General features: G+C 63.0%; 20 protein-coding genes. 7 read left to right on the top strand and 13 right to left on the bottom strand.

The window, feature by feature from the left end; genetic code table 11:
• Positions 1-56 precede the first annotated feature (56 nt).
• Both VMW12_07945 and VMW12_07950 read left to right on the top strand, forming a co-directional pair.
• Entirely contained in the window at positions 57-299 is a 243-nt protein-coding gene (locus VMW12_07945) for a hypothetical protein (protein ID HUZ49652.1), read from the top strand.
• Positions 289-621 (top strand): type II toxin-antitoxin system PemK/MazF family toxin, encoded by a 333-nt coding sequence (locus VMW12_07950; GenBank protein HUZ49653.1) that lies wholly within the window; start codon positions 289-291, stop codon positions 619-621. The genes VMW12_07945 and VMW12_07950 overlap by 11 nt, the downstream gene beginning before the upstream one ends.
• Before the next feature lie 12 nt (positions 622-633).
• On the opposite strand, the gene VMW12_07955 is transcribed toward VMW12_07950, so the two are convergent.
• A complete protein-coding gene (locus VMW12_07955) occupies positions 634-909 on the bottom strand; it encodes an RNA-binding S4 domain-containing protein (protein ID HUZ49654.1) in 276 nt (91 codons plus the stop codon).
• Entirely contained in the window at positions 896-1,633 is a 738-nt protein-coding gene (locus VMW12_07960) for a MarR family transcriptional regulator (protein ID HUZ49655.1), read from the bottom strand. The genes VMW12_07955 and VMW12_07960 overlap by 14 nt, the downstream gene beginning before the upstream one ends.
• A 239-nt stretch (positions 1,634-1,872) precedes the next feature.
• Here VMW12_07960 and VMW12_07965 point away from each other — a divergent pair, with 239 nt between their 5' ends.
• Positions 1,873-3,282, top strand: coding sequence for an MATE family efflux transporter (locus VMW12_07965; protein HUZ49656.1), 1,410 nt, complete (start codon positions 1,873-1,875; stop codon positions 3,280-3,282).
• Positions 3,283-3,289: 7 nt separating this feature from the next.
• Here VMW12_07965 and VMW12_07970 read toward each other — a convergent pair whose 3' ends face one another.
• The 7 genes from VMW12_07970 to VMW12_08000 form a co-directional block, all read right to left on the bottom strand.
• Positions 3,290-3,592 carry an EthD family reductase gene (locus tag VMW12_07970; GenBank protein HUZ49657.1) on the bottom strand — a complete coding sequence of 101 codons (303 nt, stop codon included), beginning with the start codon at positions 3,590-3,592 and terminating at the stop codon, positions 3,290-3,292.
• Positions 3,593-3,615: 23 nt separating this feature from the next.
• Positions 3,616-4,014 carry a hotdog domain-containing protein gene (locus VMW12_07975; GenBank protein ID HUZ49658.1) on the bottom strand — a complete coding sequence of 133 codons (399 nt, stop codon included), beginning with the start codon at positions 4,012-4,014 and terminating at the stop codon, positions 3,616-3,618.
• A complete protein-coding gene (gene mazG, locus VMW12_07980; GenBank protein HUZ49659.1) occupies positions 3,984-5,180 on the bottom strand; it encodes a nucleoside triphosphate pyrophosphohydrolase in 1,197 nt (398 codons plus the stop codon). The genes VMW12_07975 and mazG overlap by 31 nt, the downstream gene beginning before the upstream one ends.
• A gap of 143 nt (positions 5,181-5,323) precedes the next feature.
• The gene (locus tag VMW12_07985) at positions 5,324-6,268 is read right to left on the bottom strand and encodes a peptidylprolyl isomerase (protein ID HUZ49660.1); all 945 of its coding nucleotides are present in this window, start codon (positions 6,266-6,268) and stop codon (positions 5,324-5,326) included.
• A gap of 93 nt (positions 6,269-6,361) precedes the next feature.
• A complete protein-coding gene (locus tag VMW12_07990; GenBank protein HUZ49661.1) occupies positions 6,362-6,766 on the bottom strand; it encodes an ATP-binding protein in 405 nt (134 codons plus the stop codon).
• Between the two features lie 178 nt (positions 6,767-6,944).
• On the bottom strand, positions 6,945-10,508 hold the full coding sequence (gene mfd / locus VMW12_07995) for a transcription-repair coupling factor (protein ID HUZ49662.1): 3,564 nt from the start codon (positions 10,506-10,508) through the stop codon (positions 6,945-6,947).
• On the bottom strand, positions 10,505-11,827 hold the full coding sequence (locus VMW12_08000) for an O-antigen ligase family protein (GenBank protein ID HUZ49663.1): 1,323 nt from the start codon (positions 11,825-11,827) through the stop codon (positions 10,505-10,507). Before VMW12_08000 ends, mfd begins: the two co-directional genes overlap by 4 nt.
• Position 11,828: 1 nt before the next feature.
• Here VMW12_08000 and VMW12_08005 point away from each other — a divergent pair, with 1 nt between their 5' ends.
• Positions 11,829-13,121, top strand: a complete 1,293-nt coding sequence (locus VMW12_08005) for a thymidine phosphorylase (protein ID HUZ49664.1) — start codon at positions 11,829-11,831, stop codon at positions 13,119-13,121.
• A gap of 10 nt (positions 13,122-13,131) precedes the next feature.
• On the opposite strand, the gene VMW12_08010 is transcribed toward VMW12_08005, so the two are convergent.
• On the bottom strand, positions 13,132-14,094 hold the full coding sequence (locus VMW12_08010; protein ID HUZ49665.1) for a glycosyltransferase family 2 protein: 963 nt from the start codon (positions 14,092-14,094) through the stop codon (positions 13,132-13,134).
• Positions 14,095-14,156: 62 nt separating this feature from the next.
• On the opposite strand from VMW12_08010, the gene VMW12_08015 reads away from it, so the two are divergent.
• The 3 genes from VMW12_08015 (at position 14,157) to VMW12_08025 (ending at position 15,550) form a co-directional block, all read left to right on the top strand.
• Positions 14,157-14,828, top strand: coding sequence for a hypothetical protein (locus tag VMW12_08015; protein HUZ49666.1), 672 nt, complete (start codon positions 14,157-14,159; stop codon positions 14,826-14,828).
• Between the two features lie 66 nt (positions 14,829-14,894).
• Positions 14,895-15,152 (top strand): type II toxin-antitoxin system VapB family antitoxin, encoded by a 258-nt coding sequence (vapB, locus tag VMW12_08020; protein ID HUZ49667.1) that lies wholly within the window; start codon positions 14,895-14,897, stop codon positions 15,150-15,152.
• On the top strand, positions 15,149-15,550 hold the full coding sequence (locus VMW12_08025; GenBank protein ID HUZ49668.1) for a type II toxin-antitoxin system VapC family toxin: 402 nt from the start codon (positions 15,149-15,151) through the stop codon (positions 15,548-15,550). Before vapB ends, VMW12_08025 begins: the two co-directional genes overlap by 4 nt.
• Positions 15,551-15,559: 9 nt before the next feature.
• Here the strand turns inward: VMW12_08025 and VMW12_08030 are convergent, their stop codons facing one another.
• The 3 genes from VMW12_08030 to VMW12_08040 form a co-directional block, all read right to left on the bottom strand.
• The gene (locus tag VMW12_08030; GenBank protein ID HUZ49669.1) at positions 15,560-15,865 is read right to left on the bottom strand and encodes a HigA family addiction module antitoxin; all 306 of its coding nucleotides are present in this window, start codon (positions 15,863-15,865) and stop codon (positions 15,560-15,562) included.
• A gap of 52 nt (positions 15,866-15,917) precedes the next feature.
• Entirely contained in the window at positions 15,918-16,193 is a 276-nt protein-coding gene (locus VMW12_08035; protein HUZ49670.1) for a type II toxin-antitoxin system RelE/ParE family toxin, read from the bottom strand.
• 293 nt (positions 16,194-16,486) lie between these two features.
• Positions 16,487-16,697 (bottom strand): hypothetical protein (locus VMW12_08040; protein ID HUZ49671.1); only part of this gene is annotated, 211 nt, incomplete at its 5' end.

Below are 16,697 nucleotides of genomic sequence, written 5' to 3' on the forward strand. Positions count from 1 at the left end.
CACCTTAGTGCGAGGGGCGGGCGATTGATTAGCTGGGAGTATGGTAGTATGGCACTATGGCGACGCGTAAAATGACGTTCACCCTGCCCGAACCGCTAGCTGCACGACTTACCAAGCAGGTGGCTGCTCGCGATCGCTCGCGGTACGTCGCGGAAGCGGTAGCGGAGCGTCTGGCCGCACGCGAGCGCCGGCTGATGCGGTCGTGCGAGGTTGCGAACGATTCGGCTGACGTCTTGGAGATCGAGCGCGAATTCGACGCCTTACCGGACGCCACGAGCGAATCGTGGCATGTCCGCTAGCCCGCGACGCGGCGAGGTCTGGTGGGTCGCGCTCGATCCGGCACAGGGCTCGGAGATCCAAAAAACGCGGCCGTGCATCGTGTTGACGAGCGACATCGTGAACGCCCGCCGGCGCACGGTAGTGGTCGTTCCGCTCTCGAGCGCGCCGCGCGAGAGCCCGCCTCTTTTGATTGGGCTGAGCTCTATCGGTAGGCCGGCGGTCGCGGTCCTCGACCAACTACGCGCGGTTACGAAAGAGCGGCTGCGCGAGAAGTTGGGAGATGTCGCGCCGGCAGAATTGGGCGCTATCGAGGACGGCCTTAGAGAGATTCTCGAACTGTGAACGCGCGTGTATTTACATCCACTCGATCGGGTCGTCTTTGCGCGTGTCGATAATTTCGTAGAGATCGGCGGGCTTTACCGACGGCGTCATGCGCAGCGGAACCTCGCGAACGCGCACGGTGACGAATTTGCTCGCATAGTGGATTTCTAGCACGTCGCCAGGTTTCACGCTATAGGCCGGTTTGACCGGCTTTCCGTCTTTGGTGATGCGACCGTGCTCGAGCGCCTCGTGCGCCTCGGTGCGTCGCTTCGAAAGTCGCGCGACCTTCATGAATTTATCGAGTCGCATACGTCGCCTCCGAGAGTCGTAACGAGAAATGCTCCTCGAGTGCCGCACGGCCCAGAGGAGTGACGTGCAGCGCTCTGCTTGCCTGCGTGCGCACGACCCAACCGGAGTCCAGGAGCCGATCGCATAGCGCTGCGCCGAGCGCGCCTGCTAGATGCGACCGGTGCTCGGTCCAATCGAGGCACTGGCTCGCGAAATGCCGTCGTTTCGATTGCGCGTCGGCGACGTCGAGCCCAAAAGCCGTGAAGTAGCTATGCCCCTTGTTCGTAATCGTGTAGTCGTGCGAGCCGCCGGGAATCAGGATCTTTCGCGCGACGAGCGAGTCGGTGATGCCGACCCCCAAGCGGCCGGCGAGGTGATCGTAGCAGGAGCGCGCGATGCGCAGTTCGCCGGCAATCGCGCTCTGTGCCAAGGCGACGATGCGTGCCGGCTTGGAGATGACGGCGAGCGCTTCCAGAGCGCGTCCCACATCGGCGCCGGCGAGCCGATAGAGCCGCCGGCGGCCCGAAGGTTGGACCACAATGAGCCCACCCGCGACGAGCTTCGATAGGTGCGCGCTCGCGGCCGTTGGAGAGACGGTCGCGCGGCGAGCTAACTCGCCGGCCGATAGCGTTCGACCGTCCAGCAGCGAGAGCAGCATGGTCGAGCGGCCAGGATCCCCGATCAATGCTGCGACGTGTGCAAGGTTGGGGTCTGGAGAAGGCCGTGCGATCGTTCGTTTAGGCATAACGTTCTCGGGAAGTATACGCTGGATCGGTGCTCGCCGCCTCGAATCTCATGGGTCCATTATAACGGCTTGATTATTCACATAAACGTGAAGCGTTCGCTGCCCGACGATTGGCGACACCCGAAGCGCGGATCTCTGTCTGTCGGCCCATGAGCACCGTGCGAACCGGGAGAGACTTCGAGCGATCGCCGTGAAACTGAGCGATCGGCTAACTCCGCGAGAGAGGACGATGCGTTTGCATGCGCGATAGAAGCGGGATGGCGCAAGCGCAGAACCCACGGCGGCCGGGGATCAATATCTTCGACGATACCAAGCCGATGTGGCGAATTTTTCTGGTCTTCCTCATACCGTTGATGATCAGTAACGTTCTGCAATCCGCTTCCCAGACGTTTAGTTTTATCTTCTTAGGGCGAATGCTCGGCGTCGACGCATTGGCGGCCGTTTCGGCGGTGTTTCCCGTCGTGTTCTTGCTGTTCTCGTTCTTGATTGGGATCGCGAGCGGCAGCACGGTGCTGATCGGGCAGGCCTTCGGCGCGGGCGACCAGCACCGCGTCAAGAAAATAGCCGGCACCGTGCTCGGGGCGACGTTGCTCTTCGCCATCTTCGTGTCGGTGGTCGGGACGTTGGTCTCACCGTACATGCTGACCCTCCTGGGGACCCCGGCATCGATTCTGAAGGAAGCCGATGCCTATACGCGCGTCGTGTTCCTCACGGCGCCGGTCATCTTTCCGTACTTGGTTTTCACGACATTTCTGCGCGGCACCGGCGATTCGAAGACGCCGTTGTGGTTTCTCATCGTCAGCACCGTATTGACGATTCTCTTTACCCCAGCGCTCATTCGTGGCTGGTTCGGTTTGCCGCAGCTCGGCGTCGTCAGCGCGGCCGTCGCCGGATTGCTCAGCCAGGGGATCGCATTCGCGGCGATGCTGGTGATGCTCTCGCGCACGAAACATCCACTGCGATTCGATGCCGAGATGGCGCGCGATATGCTCTTCGACCCGAAGATTCTCTGGCTGGTCGTGCGCATCGGCGTGCCGACCGGCTTGCAGGTGATCATGGTCTCGCTCGCCGAGATTGCGGTGATCAGCTTCGTGAATCGCTTCGGCGCTAACGCCACGGCGGCATACGGGGCCGTCAACCAAATTATCAGCTACGTGCAATTTCCGGCGATATCGATCAGCATCGCGGCTTCGATCTTCGGGGCACAGTGCATCGGCGCGCGGCGCGAAGACAAACTCGGGAGCGTCGTGCGTTCGGCCGTGATGCTCAATTACATCATCGGCGGCATCCTCATCGCGATCTGCTACATCTTCGCGGATGTCTTGATCGGTTGGTTCATCACCGACCCGGCGACGATCCAAGTCGCCCACGGCCTGTTGGTGATTACGCTGTGGAGCTATCTGCTCTTCGGTAACAGCGCCGTCATCAGCGGCGTGATGCGCAGCAGCGGCACGGTGCTCTGGCCCACGATCAACGGCATCTTCGCCATCTGGGCGGTCGAAGTACCCGCGGCGTTCATCCTCATGCAGCACTACGGTTTGCGCGGCGTCTGGATGGGCTACCCGATCTCATACGCCTTCGTGCTCTGCGCGCAGTTTACGTACTATAAACTGGTGTGGCAGAAGAAGACGCACGCGCGCCTCGTGTAGACGTTCGCTACACTTCGCCGATCATGATATCGGGCATGCCTTCGAAGAAGTTCTTGATGTCGTCCAGCACGTGGCGGCCTGCGTCGCTCGCCATCGCCGTACTGTAGGCTTGCATGCTCTCGAAGTAGAGGGTGGTGATGATTTGATAGGGCGCCGGGTCGCCGGTGGGCGTGCCGACGATTTTGCGCACCTCACTTGCTTTGAGCCCGTATTCGGTGAGCGTATTTTCGACCATCTGAACGTGCGAGCCGTAATAGTAATCGGTGTTCATCTTGTTGCCGGCTTGGTAGGCGACGGTGATCGCGATCATGGACGCTCCTTCGCAAAACGTGATTAGATGCGCTTATTCGCTTGGGGTGTGACGCAGGTGCCGCTCGCGCGGCAAACGATCGTCGGTTCGGTTAGGGCATCGGCGGCGCTGGGAGAGATATCGGTGCGCGCGGTAATCACCTTGCGCGCCTCGAACTCCATCTTGCGCGACGACGTGCCGACGTGCACGATGCGGCCGCGCGCTTCGATATAATCGCCGGCATAGACCGGGGCGAGAAACTCGACGGAATCGTAGGCGACAAACAGCCCTTCGTCGCCGTCCATGCGGATGAGCAATTCGGTTGCGACGTCCCCGAATAGGGCGAGCATCCGCGCGCCGTCGACGAGATCACCTCCGTAGTGCGCGTCGTGCGCGCTCATGCGCAGCCGAATCAGGCTGCTTGGGTCTTCGCCTGTTGCCATAATTCCTCGAGTTCGACGAGCGATAGATCGGTGAGCGCCTTGCCGTTTGCGGCGACGCGTTCTTCCATAAACCGGAAGCGCCGGTAGAATTTTTCGTTGGCTTCGCGCATCGCCGCTTCGGCATCGATGCCGAGCGCGCGCGAGAGATTGACGATGGTGAAGAAGACGTCGCCGAGTTCTTCGCGTACGTGGTCGTCGTCGTTCTTCGCCCGGCGGGCTTCGCTAAGCTCGGTTAGCTCTTCGTGCAGTTTATCCAAAACGCCCGAGATATCGGGCCAGTCGAAGCCGACGCGCGCCGCTTTCTCTTGCATCCGTTGCCCGCGTTGCAGGGCGCCGAGATGCTTCGGGATGCCGTCGAGGCGACTGGCGCGTTTCTGCCCGGTCTTTTCTTGCGACTTGAGCTTCTCCCAGCTACGCCACTGCGAATCGACGTCTTCGATAACGGCGCTGCCGAACACGTGGGGGTGCCGGCGGACCATCTTGTTCGAGAGCGCATCAATCACGTCGGCCACGGTGAATGCCCCGGTCTCGGAACCCAACTGCGCGTGGAAGACGATCTGCAGCAACAGGTCGCCGAGCTCTTCGCAGAGTTCGCTCGCATCCTCGTTCTCGATCGCTTCGACCACTTCGTACGTTTCTTCGATGAGGTAGGGAACCAGCGTGCGGTGCGTTTGCTCGCGATCCCACGGGCAGCCCAGGCGCAGGCGAGCCATGATTTCGATGAGATCGTCCCACGAATAGTGCGAGGACTGCGGCGGAAGCGGTACGAGCGGCATCGTGATCGACGCCGACAGCGTTGCGTGCGGCATGCCGGGCACGATCGCGGTTTCGATATCGCGCGCTTCGAGAGCGCGTAGTAATAGCGGGAGGCCCGGAAAATCGGAGAGCGGGTTGCCTAGCACGCCGATCCCGAGATCGCCGCGCTCGCGCATCGCATCGATGCGGACGGCGAAGCGTTCGATTTCGTCGGTGCCGCCGCGCACGATCAGCGCCGCGTCCGTTGCGACGTCGTCGGTGAGCGCGACGCCCGCGCTTGCAAGATACGATTGGAGATCGGCCGGGGCTAAAAGCACGAGCGCATGCGCGACGCTTCGCAGCGCATCCACGCTCCCGAGCGTCATCAAACTAGGATCGCCGGGGCCGAGCCCCACGATTCGCACCATCATCAGTCGCCGTTCATTCTCCGCCCACCCCCCTTACCCCCGGATAGCGCTATTGCTTACCCTCGGATAGCAAAAGCGGCCGCCCACAGGGCGACCGCTTTTGGCGACTTTAGCCGGCAAAGCTTCAGCTTTGACGGATAAAGTCCCTAGGGTGACGAGGAAGCGGCGGGCGCAACCGAGGCTGCGGGTGCAGCGGCCGGCGGCGGCGACGGGAAGAGCCCCGCGAAGCGGGGGTCGTTGACGGTGATGGTCGCCTTCTCTTGCAGACCGGCCAGGAACGGCTGGATCAGCGGAGCTTCCTGCTGCTGGCGCAGAAGGTCGGCGATGCGGTCGTGCGTGTTGGCGAGCGTGGCTTTGACGCCGGGCTGACGCTTTTCGACCTGGATGATGTGGTAGCCGAACGGCGATTTCACCGGAGCGCTGATCTTGCCGATCGGGAGCGAGAATGCGGCCTGGTCGAATGCCGGGACCATCTGGCCGCGGCGGAACCAACCGAGCTCGCCGCCCTTATCCTTGCTGCCGGGATCCATCGAGTACTGCTTGGCCAGGGCGGAGAACTTCGCGCCCGCCTTGAGCTGTGCTTCGATCTTGTTCGCGGTTGCGAGATCCGGTACTAAGATGTGGCGCGCGTCCACTTGTGCGGGCTTATCGAACGCGGCGTGATTCTTCGCGAAGTACGCGGAGATCTGCGCGTCGGAAACCTTGACGCTTCCGCCGACAGCCTTATCGAGGATGATTTGCTCGCGCAGGGCGTTGTGGACGTCGGCTTCGGTTAAGCCGCGCGCCTTGAGCATGTCACCCCACGAGCCGTTGGGGAAGTTCGCCTTGAGCTGGTCTTCACGCGCGGTAATATCCGCGTCGGTGACGTTGATGTTGTTGTTCTTCGCGTACTGCTCGATGAGCGCTTCTTGCACCATCTGCTGCAGCGTACCGCGCGCGGCCGGGCTACCTTCGAGCTTCGAATCGAACGATGCTTGGCTGATCGCTTGGCCGTTAACGGTAGCGATCGTTCCGCCGCCCGAACACGCAACCAGCGTGCCGGCGAGAAGAGCGGTGGCGAGGCCCGCGAGTATGCGGTGGGCTTTCGACATGGTCGGCTCCAGTGGGATAACGTCAGAGTGAATAGACGCGGCGCCAGAGCGACGCCACGTCGGCGGGGTTCGTTCGGAAGCGGTGAGGTCCTCTCAGGCGCGTTGAGCCGCAGGACGGAGCGAAACGGGCAATAGCACGACGGCCTCGGTTCCGCGGTGCGGCAGCCGGCGTACTTTAAGCGAGCGAGCGACCGTCTGGACGATGTAGAGTCCGCGACCGGATTCGGCGAGCACGTCCGGGAGTTGCCGGCGCCCCGACCACTCGAAACCGGGCCCCTGGTCGCGTACCGTCAATACGGCAAACCCGTTCTCCCAGTGCACGTGGATGGAGATCGGGCCGGGCGCATGCCGCACCACGTTACCGACCAGTTCGCCGAAGATCAGGGCCGCCGCCGGGACATCCGAATCGTGATTGGCGCGCGACTCAAGATAGGCGACCAAGTCGCTTCGCGCGCCGTACGCGCCGTTGGCGTCTTGCGATTCAAAGCTCCATCTCATGCCGATATCCTCAGCACGTTGCCGCCGCTCGCCGGCGCATCCTGCGACGGCGCGACCGCACCCGGCCATATGATGACCAGGATCGCCGATTCAAGCGACGCGATACTTCGAGATAGCCTTAGCGGCAAATGGGCACCATGTTTCGGGCTCATTACCCGGCATCCGCCGGTTTGAAACGCTAGAGCGCTTCGAGCAAGCTACGCAACAGCGGCATCCAGACGCCTTCGGCCCTGCCTTCGCGCGGAATCGGCGGCAGATCGACCAAGATCTTGCCTTCGGCAAAACGGAATTTGTTTTTGGTAAGCGATTGGAACTTCGGAATTGCGGCGGGCCCCAAAATAAAGCTCGAGCCGACTCCGAGTGTGAGGCGCTTCTCATCGACGATGACGCGCGTGACGTGTTTCTGTAAAGCGATCGCGCGCAGCTCGGTAAGTTCGATGAGGTGTTCGAGCGGCGTGGGAAACGCGCCGAACCTATCGCGCACGCCGGCCGCGATCTCGCGCACGGCGTCCACGGTGCGCGCCTTGGCGAGTTGCTGGTAGACGGCGATCTTCTGCGAGACTTGCGGAATGTAGTCGTTGGGAATGAACGCGCTGATCTTTACGTCGATCACGGCCTCGCGCCGGTCTTCGACGGCCGTCCCCATGCCGCGCCGCTCGGCGATGGCGTCGGCGAGCAATTGGCAATAGGTATCGAAGCCGACCGAAGCGATGAAGCCCGATTGCGCGGCACCCAGCAAATTGCCGGCACCGCGGATCTCGAGATCGCGCATAGCGATCTGCAGCCCCGAGCCCAGGTGCGTGAACTCGCGGATCGCCTCGAGGCGCGCTTTCGCGTCGTCGCTAAGCGCTTTATGGCCCTGATACAGCAAGTAGCAATACGCTTGATGGTTGGAGCGGCCGACTCTTCCGCGCAGTTGATAGAGCTGGGCGAGCCCAAAACGATCGGCATCGCTCACGATCATCGTGTTGACGTTGGGGATATCGATGCCGTTCTCGATGATCGTCGTGGCGACCAGAATATCGGTGTCTCCCTCGATAAACGATTGCATCACCGGCTCGAGTTCGCTCTCGGTCATTTGGCCGTGACCGATCGCGATCCGCGCGCGGGGCACGAGTTTCTCCAGCGCGTTCTTGACCGCGTAGATCGATTCGACGCGATTGTGCAGATAGTAAATCTGGCCGCCGCGGTCGAGTTCGGCGATGATCGCGTGTTGGACGATCGCGTCGCTCGTCGGCACGACGATCGTCTTGATCGACATGCGGTTTTTCGGTGGCGTTTGGATCAGCGAGAGGTCGCGTACGCCCACTAGCGACATATGCAGCGTTCGCGGAATCGGCGTAGCCGAGAGCGTGAGCACGTCGACGCTGGCGCGGTATTCCTTGAGGCGCTCCTTGTGCATCACCCCGAAGCGCTGCTCTTCGTCGACGACGATGAGTCCGAGGTCGTTAAAGACGATATCCTTTTGCAGCAAGCGATGGGTGCCGATGACGACGTCGACTTTGCCCAGCGCGAGGTCGCGGAGCGTTTCGCGCTGTTCGGCTTTGGTTTTAAAGCGCGAGAGCTCGTCGATGCGCACCGGAAATCCGGCGAAGCGCGCCGAGAAGCTGCGATAGTGCTGCGCCGCGAGCAGCGTGGTCGGCACCAGCACCGCCACTTGCTTTTTATCCGCGATCGCTTTGAAGGCGGCGCGGATCGCCACCTCGGTTTTTCCGTAGCCGACGTCGCCGCAGACCAGGCGGTCCATGGGTTGCGGGCGCTCCATATCGGCTTTGACGGCGTCGATCGCTTTTTTCTGATCGACGGTGGGATCGTACGGGAACGATTCTTCGAGTTCGGCCTGCCACGGCGTATCCGGCCCGAATGCGTGTCCGCGCGCGAGTTCCCGCTCGGCGTACAGCGCCACCAAGCCTTCGGCGATTTTCGCCAGCGATTCGGAGACGCGCGTCTTCGCGCGCGCCCACTCGACGCCGCCCATCTTGGAGAGGCGCGGCGACTGGCCTTCGGCCGCGGAGTATTTGGTGACCTGATGCATCTGGGTAACCGGCACCAGCATGCGATCGGTGCCCGAATACTTCAGATCCAAATAATCTTGCGTCGCGCCCAAGATCGTCTCGGTGCGCAGCCCGAGATACTGGCCGATCCCGTGCACGGCGTGGACGACGTAATCGCCGACTTTCAGGTCCGCGAGGGTGACCGGCACGCCTTCTTTGACGGCACGCAGTTTGATGCGTTTCGAAGGCTGCCCGAAGATTTCGCGATCGCCGAGCACTCGCAGGTGCAGATCCGGAATGGCGAAGCCGCTCTCGATATTGCCGTGATCCACCACGACGTAGCCGTGGCCGGCCGGTGCCGCGCGCAGCAACGCCGCGCGCCCGTCGCTTGCCGGCCGCAAGCCCCGCTCGGCAGTAATCCCCGCCGCGCGCAGCAGATCGATCGTTCGCGAGACGCCGGAACTGACGATCACAACGGTCTCGCCCTGCGCGACCCATTCGCGAACCGATTGCGAAAAGAGTTCGATCTGCCGATTGAAGTGTTCGGCCGGCCGCGATTCCAGGACGAATGCTTCCAAAACCGCCGGTACGAACGCGCCCGCGGCGTCGGGATCGATCCCGCCGGCGAGCACGAGCGTGGGGTGCGCCGCAACGTGCGGCGCGAGCTCGGCAAGAGTGGGATGGGCGACCGCAACGTCGGCAAGAAGCGCCTCGGCAACTTCCGAATCGCGGATCGAGAGTTCGCCCGATTCAACGCCCGCAAGCAAGACGCTCTGCTCGCGCGAGTGCTCTTCGTCGAGCGCGCGTTCGATCGTTGCGAGCATGCCGGGCTCGTCCAGCACGACGATGCCTTCGGGGCGCAGGTAATCCAGGAGCGTCGCCCGTTCGTCGAATGCGAGCGGCAGCCACGCATCCGGCAAATCGTCGCCGCCTTCGATGTAGCTTGCGAGCGCGTCGCGGACGTTTGCCGGGCCGGCGAAGCGCTCCAACACACTCTCGCGATGGTGCGCGTCGCGCGGTATCTCGCTCCACGGGTCGATGCGCAACGCTTCGAGCGGCGTATCGCTCAACTGCGTGGCGATATCGAAACTCCGAATGCTCTCGACGGTATCGCCGAAAAATTCGATGCGCGCCGGCCGATCCGATGCGGCGGCAAACAGATCCAAGATGCCGCCGCGCACCGCATACTCGCCGACCGCGCTGACGACGTCGGTGCGAACGTAGCCCAATCGATAGAGGCGACCGAGGGTGGTATCCCAGCCGGTCTCTTCATCGCATCGCAGCGTGAAGCGCAGTTCGGAGAACGCGGCGGGCGGCATGGTGTACTGACGCAGCGCCGATACGGGCGCGAGCACGATGCGCGGCGTTCCGTCGGCGAGATCGGCCAGGAGCGTGATGCGCGCGCTGCGATCGGAAGGGCTTTCGAGCGCTCCGATCGATTCATCGCGCGAACGCAGGAGCGCTACGGTTTTGGGATCGTCCTCTCCGAGGTAATACAGCAGATCGGCGAAGGCGCGTTCGGCAACGTCGGCGGTCGGCATGACGACCAACATCTGTCCGTCGAGTTCGCGATGGATGGCGGCCAGGAGCGCGGGCCGCGCGCCGGAGACGCTTTCGTGCAGCGCGTAGGTGCCGCGCCGAGTCGCCAGCCGATCGATCAGGCCGCGCAGCGCACGGCTCGAAGCCGGAATTGCCCGCACGAGCGCATCGTGCAGGCGGGAGGCCTCTGGGGCAAGCGTCGTCGTCATGAATCGCTGATTATAGCAGACTCGGGCCGCGAACGCGTACGACCGGAGATGGCCGCCGCGCCCAAACCGATGGCCAGCATCCAGGGCGTGCCGATTTTTTGATAAAAGATGAGGTAGTCGACCGTTTGATGGACGCACAGGGCGATCGTCGCTGCAAAGGCGCCGAGCGCCCAGGGCTGCGCGTCGCGCAGGTGCGCGCGCAGCGTTGCGATCGCGCTCGCGATGAAAGCAAGCGTGGCGGCGAAGAGGGCGATGCCGCCCTCGGCCAATGCCTGCAGGTACCAACTATTGGCATGCGTGCGCACGCCGTACACGCCGGCGCGATCGAGTTCGAGCTGATAGTTACCGGCGCCGATGCCAAGCCACGGATGGGTGCGAAAAAAGGTCCAGGCCGCGCGCCACAACTCCGGCCGATTGCCGACGCCGCCCGAATAATCGGTCGCGGCCTCCACGCGGGCGAAGCCGAACGAATGCGCGACGAGTCCCCACGCGGTTGCGCCGCATCCGCCGATCCCGATTCCCACCAATGCGGGGCCGCCCGCGCGCCACCAGCGGTCTCGCCGAACGATGCCGAGCACGATCAACACGACGGCGATACCAACCGCCGCGCCGCGCGAAAACGTGAGAACGGCGGCGCAGCCCGCGAGCGCCAAGCATAGCGCGACGAGCTTCCCGGGGCGTTCCATCGCCCAAGCTCCGATCGCCGCGATCGCGAGTTCCAAATATCCACCGAGTTGATTGGGCCCTTCGAGCGCGCCGGCGATGCGCGGCACGATGGTATCGCCGAGCACGAGCGCCGACGGCGCGCCCACAACTTCTTGCGCGAGTGCCGAGAGCGCGACCAACGCGACCGACGCGCAGAGCGCGCGAAGCAACAACGTATCGTTGGGGTCCAGGCGATAGGCGACGTACGCCACCGCGAAGAGCACGAGATGTTCGACGGCTTTCAACGTTTCGCGCAACACCGGCGTCGGATGGAGTGCGGTGACGATCGTGAGCAGCGTCACCGCGCAGAGCGCAGCTAAGGCGATTGCGATGCCTCTAAACTCGCGCTCGCGCAGAAAACGGAGTATCCCGGCATAACTGAGCAAGCCGACGATCACGCCCACCAGCACCACCTTCGGCAGCGTGATCGTCGTCCCGAACGCATCGCGATAGAGCGCGAACGGCGTGACGAAGAGCAGCAAGGCCAGCCCGTAGCTCGCGCGGCGCATCGTCAGGAGCGCGGTCGCGGCGAAAAGTGCGACAAAAACCATGCCCATCAACGGGTCGAGCGGAACGCGAACCGAGATCTGATCGACGACCGGCTGATAGTGCACGTTGGCGGGCTTCGCGTTCGCGTTCGCGAAATCCGGGATCGTGATGGACGAACGGGCGATGCGCCAGGCGATCGAGCGTAAACGCGAGGGCGCAGAGTTGGAGCCGTCGCTCTGGGACGCGATCGTGGCCGCCTATATGGCCGGCGCGGTCGACGACGCTCAAATGGCGGCGATGACGATGGCCTGCGTGTGGCGCGGCCTGACGATCGCCGAAGCGACCGCGCTCACCCGAGCGATGGTCGCAAGCGGCCAAACGCTGCAGTATCCGTCCAACAGCATCGTCGTGGATAAACACTCGAGCGGGGGCGTGAGCGATATCGTCTCGCCGATCGTCGTGCCGTTGGTGGCCGCGTGCGGCGTGCGCGTCGCGAAGCTTTCGGGCCGTGCCCTAGGCCACACCGGCGGCACGATCGATAAGCTCGAAACGATCGCGGGCTTCAACGCCGCGCTGCCTATGGATGCGTTCGTCGCGCAAGTCGAGCGCATCGGCTGCGCGATCGCGGCCCAGAGCGATGCCTTCGTGCCCGCGGATAAGCGCTTGTATCATCTGCGCGATCGCACCGGAACCGTACCGAGCCTCGGGCTGATCGCTTCGTCGATCGTATCGAAAAAAATCGCGGGCGGCGCGCATCGCTTCGTGTTCGACGTCAAGTGCGGTTCGGCAGCGTTCATGCGGACCCCGCGCGAAGCGATCGAACTCGCGCAAGCGCTCGTCGATATCTCGCGCGAATTCGGCCGCGGCGCGAAAGCGATCGTATCGGATATGAACGAGCCGCTCGGCCATTCGATCGGGACCGGCATCGAAGTGATCGAAGCGCGCGATTTCTTGCGTGGCCGCATTCTCGACGCGCGCGTACGCGAGCTGTGCCTTCAGGTTGCAGCCGCAATGTTGGAACTTGCCGGCATCGATGAACCGCGCGCTTTGGCCGCGAGCGTGCTCGATAGCGGCAGCGCGTACGAAAAATTCGTGGAGCTCATCGAAGCGCAGGGGGGCAGTCGTCACGCGCTGGAGGCGTTGGCGTTACCGGAACGCACGCACTCGGTGAACGCGCAACGCGACGGCTACGTCGAGCGCATCGATGCGGTGGCGCTCGGAAACCTCGCCCGCGAGTGGAGCGCTAAGGCGCCGACCGCAGGTATCCGCCTTAACGTGCGCGTCGGCGATCGCGTCGAGCGCGGGCAACTGCTCGCCGAATGCTATGGCGTGCACGTGAATGGATCGCACGTACAAACCGCTATCGCGATCGGCGATGCACGCCCGACGCCGCACCCGCTCGTCTACGCCACGATCTAGGGCGCAGGCGCTACGAGCGTTCGATTTCGGCGATGAGGTAGAGCGGGCGGCCTTTGACTTCGTCGTAGACGCGGCCGATGTACTCGCCGAGAATGCCCAGGCTGATGAGTTGGACGCCGCCCAGGAAGATAATGGCGACGATGAGCGAGGCCCAGCCTTTGGTGTAGCCGGGCGGGTGCAGGCTGAAGAGTTTGTAGCCGACCACGATGAGCGCGTAAATGAACGCGGCCGCGCTCGAGATGAAGCCGAGATACGATGCGAAGCGTAATGGTACGTCGGAGAACGATGTGATGCCGTCGATCGCGAAGCGGATCATCTTCGTAAACGGGTATTTCGTAACGCCGGAGAGGCGCTCGTCGCGATCGTATTCGATGCCGGTTTGATTGAAGCCGACCCAGCTCACCATGCCGCGTAAAAAGCGGTGGCGTTCGGGCGAGCGTTTGAGGGCATCGACGACGCGGCGGCTCATCAAGCGGAAATCTCCGGTGTCGACGGGGATGGAGACTTTGGTGAGGCGCTTGATCGTGCGATAGAAAATGCGCGCGGTGAGCAACTTGAAGGCGCTTTCGCCTTTGCGCGTTCTGCGCACGGCATAGACGACGTCGTAGCCCTCGCGATATTTCGCGAGGAAGGCATCGATGAGTTCGGGCGGGTCTTGTAGATCGCCGTCCATGAGGATGACGGCATCGCCCGTCGCGATATCGATACCGGCGGAGGCCGCGAGTTGGTGGCCGAAGTTGCGCGAGAGATTCACGAGCACGAGATTCGCTCGTAACGGAAGCTGCTCGCGAATGCGCGCGAGGGTGCGATCGTTGCTGCCGTCGTTGACGAGCACCACCTCGAACGTGGTTTCGGGCGGGAGCCGTTCCAGGATCGCGTAAACGCGATCGAGGAGCGGTACGACGTTGTCCTCTTCGTTGAAGAGCGGGACCACGACGCTCAGGGCCAAGCGGCCGGACGGGCGCTCTTGCATCGGGGCGCGGCTTCGACTCCCTGCGCGGAAAGTCCGTTGCGCACCTCGAACCTTCCGGCACCGTGAACCTATCGAAGTTCTTCATCGCCGCTTGCCTGCCGGCGGCCATCCTCGCCTCGTGCACCCCGGCGACGCACGAATCCGCCGCGGGTAGCCCTGCGCCCGTGGCCTCGCCCGCCGCGGTGGTGAGCGAAGTCCGCGTGCCGACGTCGGCTCCGGCGAGCGCCACGCCCAGCATCGCCCCGTCCGTGGCTCCGCTCTCGCGGGCCGCCCAAACACCGGTACCTGCGGCATCGGCCGTTTCCACCGGCGCGCCCGGCTCGGCCGCAACCACCGCGCCTGCCGCCGTGCCCGCCGCGACGGCGACCGCGAGCGCTCCGCCGAGCCCGGCCGCGGCTCCGACCCCGGCACCGGCACCGGCACCCAAACGCGTCCCCATTCGCCCGGCGGATGCGGCACCTAAAATCGTGAGCGTCTCGGTATCGCAGCGCACGATGCATCCGGGCCAGACGATCTCCGGCACGGTGCTCACCAGCTCCAACGTCGCGAGCGTCGAGGTGCGGATCGCCACCTACAGCATCGATATGCAGAAGGTCGGCGTCGGCCGGTTTGCGATGGCGTATACCGTGCCCAACGTCCCCGTCTTTTTTCGCGGCAACTACACCATGCAGGTGATCGCCCGCAACTCCGCCGGCGACCAAGCCTCCCGCGGCATCCCCATCACGATCCGCTAGAGCTGGCTTGCTCTCCAAGTGTGGCATGATATATACTTTGATATATACCGCCGCTGGGAGAGCATCATGAGCCACATCGCCAAGCTGTTCACGAACGGCCGCAGCCAAGCGGTACGCTTACCCGCGGCCTTCAGGTTCGACGCCAAGGAAGTGTTCATTCGTAGGGACGCCGAGACAGGCGATGTGATTCTGTCGCGCAAGCCCACGAGTTGGGATGGCTTCTTCGCCTCCCTCAAGGGCACCGACATTCCAGACGGCTTTTTGGCTGCCGAGGAACGCGACCAGAAGATGCACGATCGCGACCCGCTTGAAGGTATTGATTGACGCGATACATGCTGGATACCAATACCGTGAGCGGCTTGATACGGGAGCAGCCAAACGTCGTTCGGCGCGTCATATCGGTGCCGATGGCGTCCCTGTGCATTTCGGCGGTCACTGCCGGCGAATTACATTACTGCCTGGCAAAGCGGCCGGAAGCCAAACGCCTCCAGGCGCTCGTTTGGGAGTTCTTGCTGCGCGTCGACGTGCTGCCTTGGGATGCTGGGATTGCGGAACACTACGGTGCCGTACGGGCTGAAATCGCCCGATGCGGAAAGCCCCTCGCCCCGCTCGATATGCTCATTGCCGCGCACGCTTTGGGCTCCAATGCGGTGCTGGTTACGAACGACCGCACCTTCGCCCAGGTGCCGGCCCTACGCATCGAAGACTGGACGGCCGCCTAGCCTTAAGCGCTAGTGAACCGCCGTCTCGCGCGGACGTACGTCTTGGGCGATCTCCTGCGCCTTCGCACCTGCGGTGGTACGTAAATCATAGAGGGTCTGGAGATTCATCCAGAATTCGGGCGACGTTCCGAAATAGCGTGCAAGGCGTAGTGCGGTGTCGGCGGTGATTCCGCGACGGCCATGAACAATGTCCCCGATGCGCGTGGACGGGATGCGAAGATCGTGTGCGAGCCGATTCGCTGACAGGTCGAGTGGAAGCATGAAGTCTTCCAGAAGCGTTTCGCCGGGATGCGGCGGCGCAATATGAGTCGTCATAAGAATCGGGCCTCCCGTTGGACATTAAGAATCCGAAGCGTGAATTTGTGCATTAGTGGTAGTCGGTGATCTCGACGTTGTTGGCATGCCCGTCTTCCCAGACAAAGCACACGCGCCATTTTTGATTGATGCGGATGCTGCGCTGCCCTTCGCGGTCACCCTTCAACTTTTCGAGTTGAAGGCCGGGGCCTTTCAGGTCCGCGAGTGAGGTGGCGGAGGCGAGTTGAAAGAGCCTACGGATCGCGACCTTTTCAAACGCAGCGAAGCGAGGGACCCGGATTTGATTGAAGATCGCCTCGGTGTCGCTATCATGAAAATTGTCGATCACACGTCAAGCATATAACGAAAGCGGTATAACGTCAAGCGTTGTATGCCGTTCCTGGGGCGATTCTCGCCGAAGACGTATCGGCAATCCTAGGCTGGCAACGTTATGCCATTGTGCTTGAACCCGAGCCGGGCGCGGGGGGCTTTAGCGTCCACATTCCAGCCTTCCCTGAAGCGCACACACAGGGAGAGACGATCGAAGAGTGTCTTACCAATGCTCGCGAAGTCATCGAGCTGTGTCTCGACGTGCGCCGTGACGAAGGTAGTGCCTCCGAGTGATGTAGCCCGCTATTACCGCTACGGGTGCGGGGTGGGGGCTCCGGAGGGGAGATTCGGGAACGGGGCCGGGTTGAACGGCGTTGGGAGCGCGTTGGGCTGGGCGGACTGGCCGTTGGTGGCGGTATCGGCCCATTGATAGACCTGGTCCTGAACGGCGCGTGCATCGGCATCGCTAAAGACGATCTCGCGCGGCTGGCGTTGCAGCCCGTTCTCTCCGCGTTCTTCGGAT

Source organism: Candidatus Dormiibacterota bacterium, from assembly GCA_035532835.1.
Taxonomy (GTDB): Bacteria; Vulcanimicrobiota; Vulcanimicrobiia; order Vulcanimicrobiales; family Vulcanimicrobiaceae; genus DAHUXY01.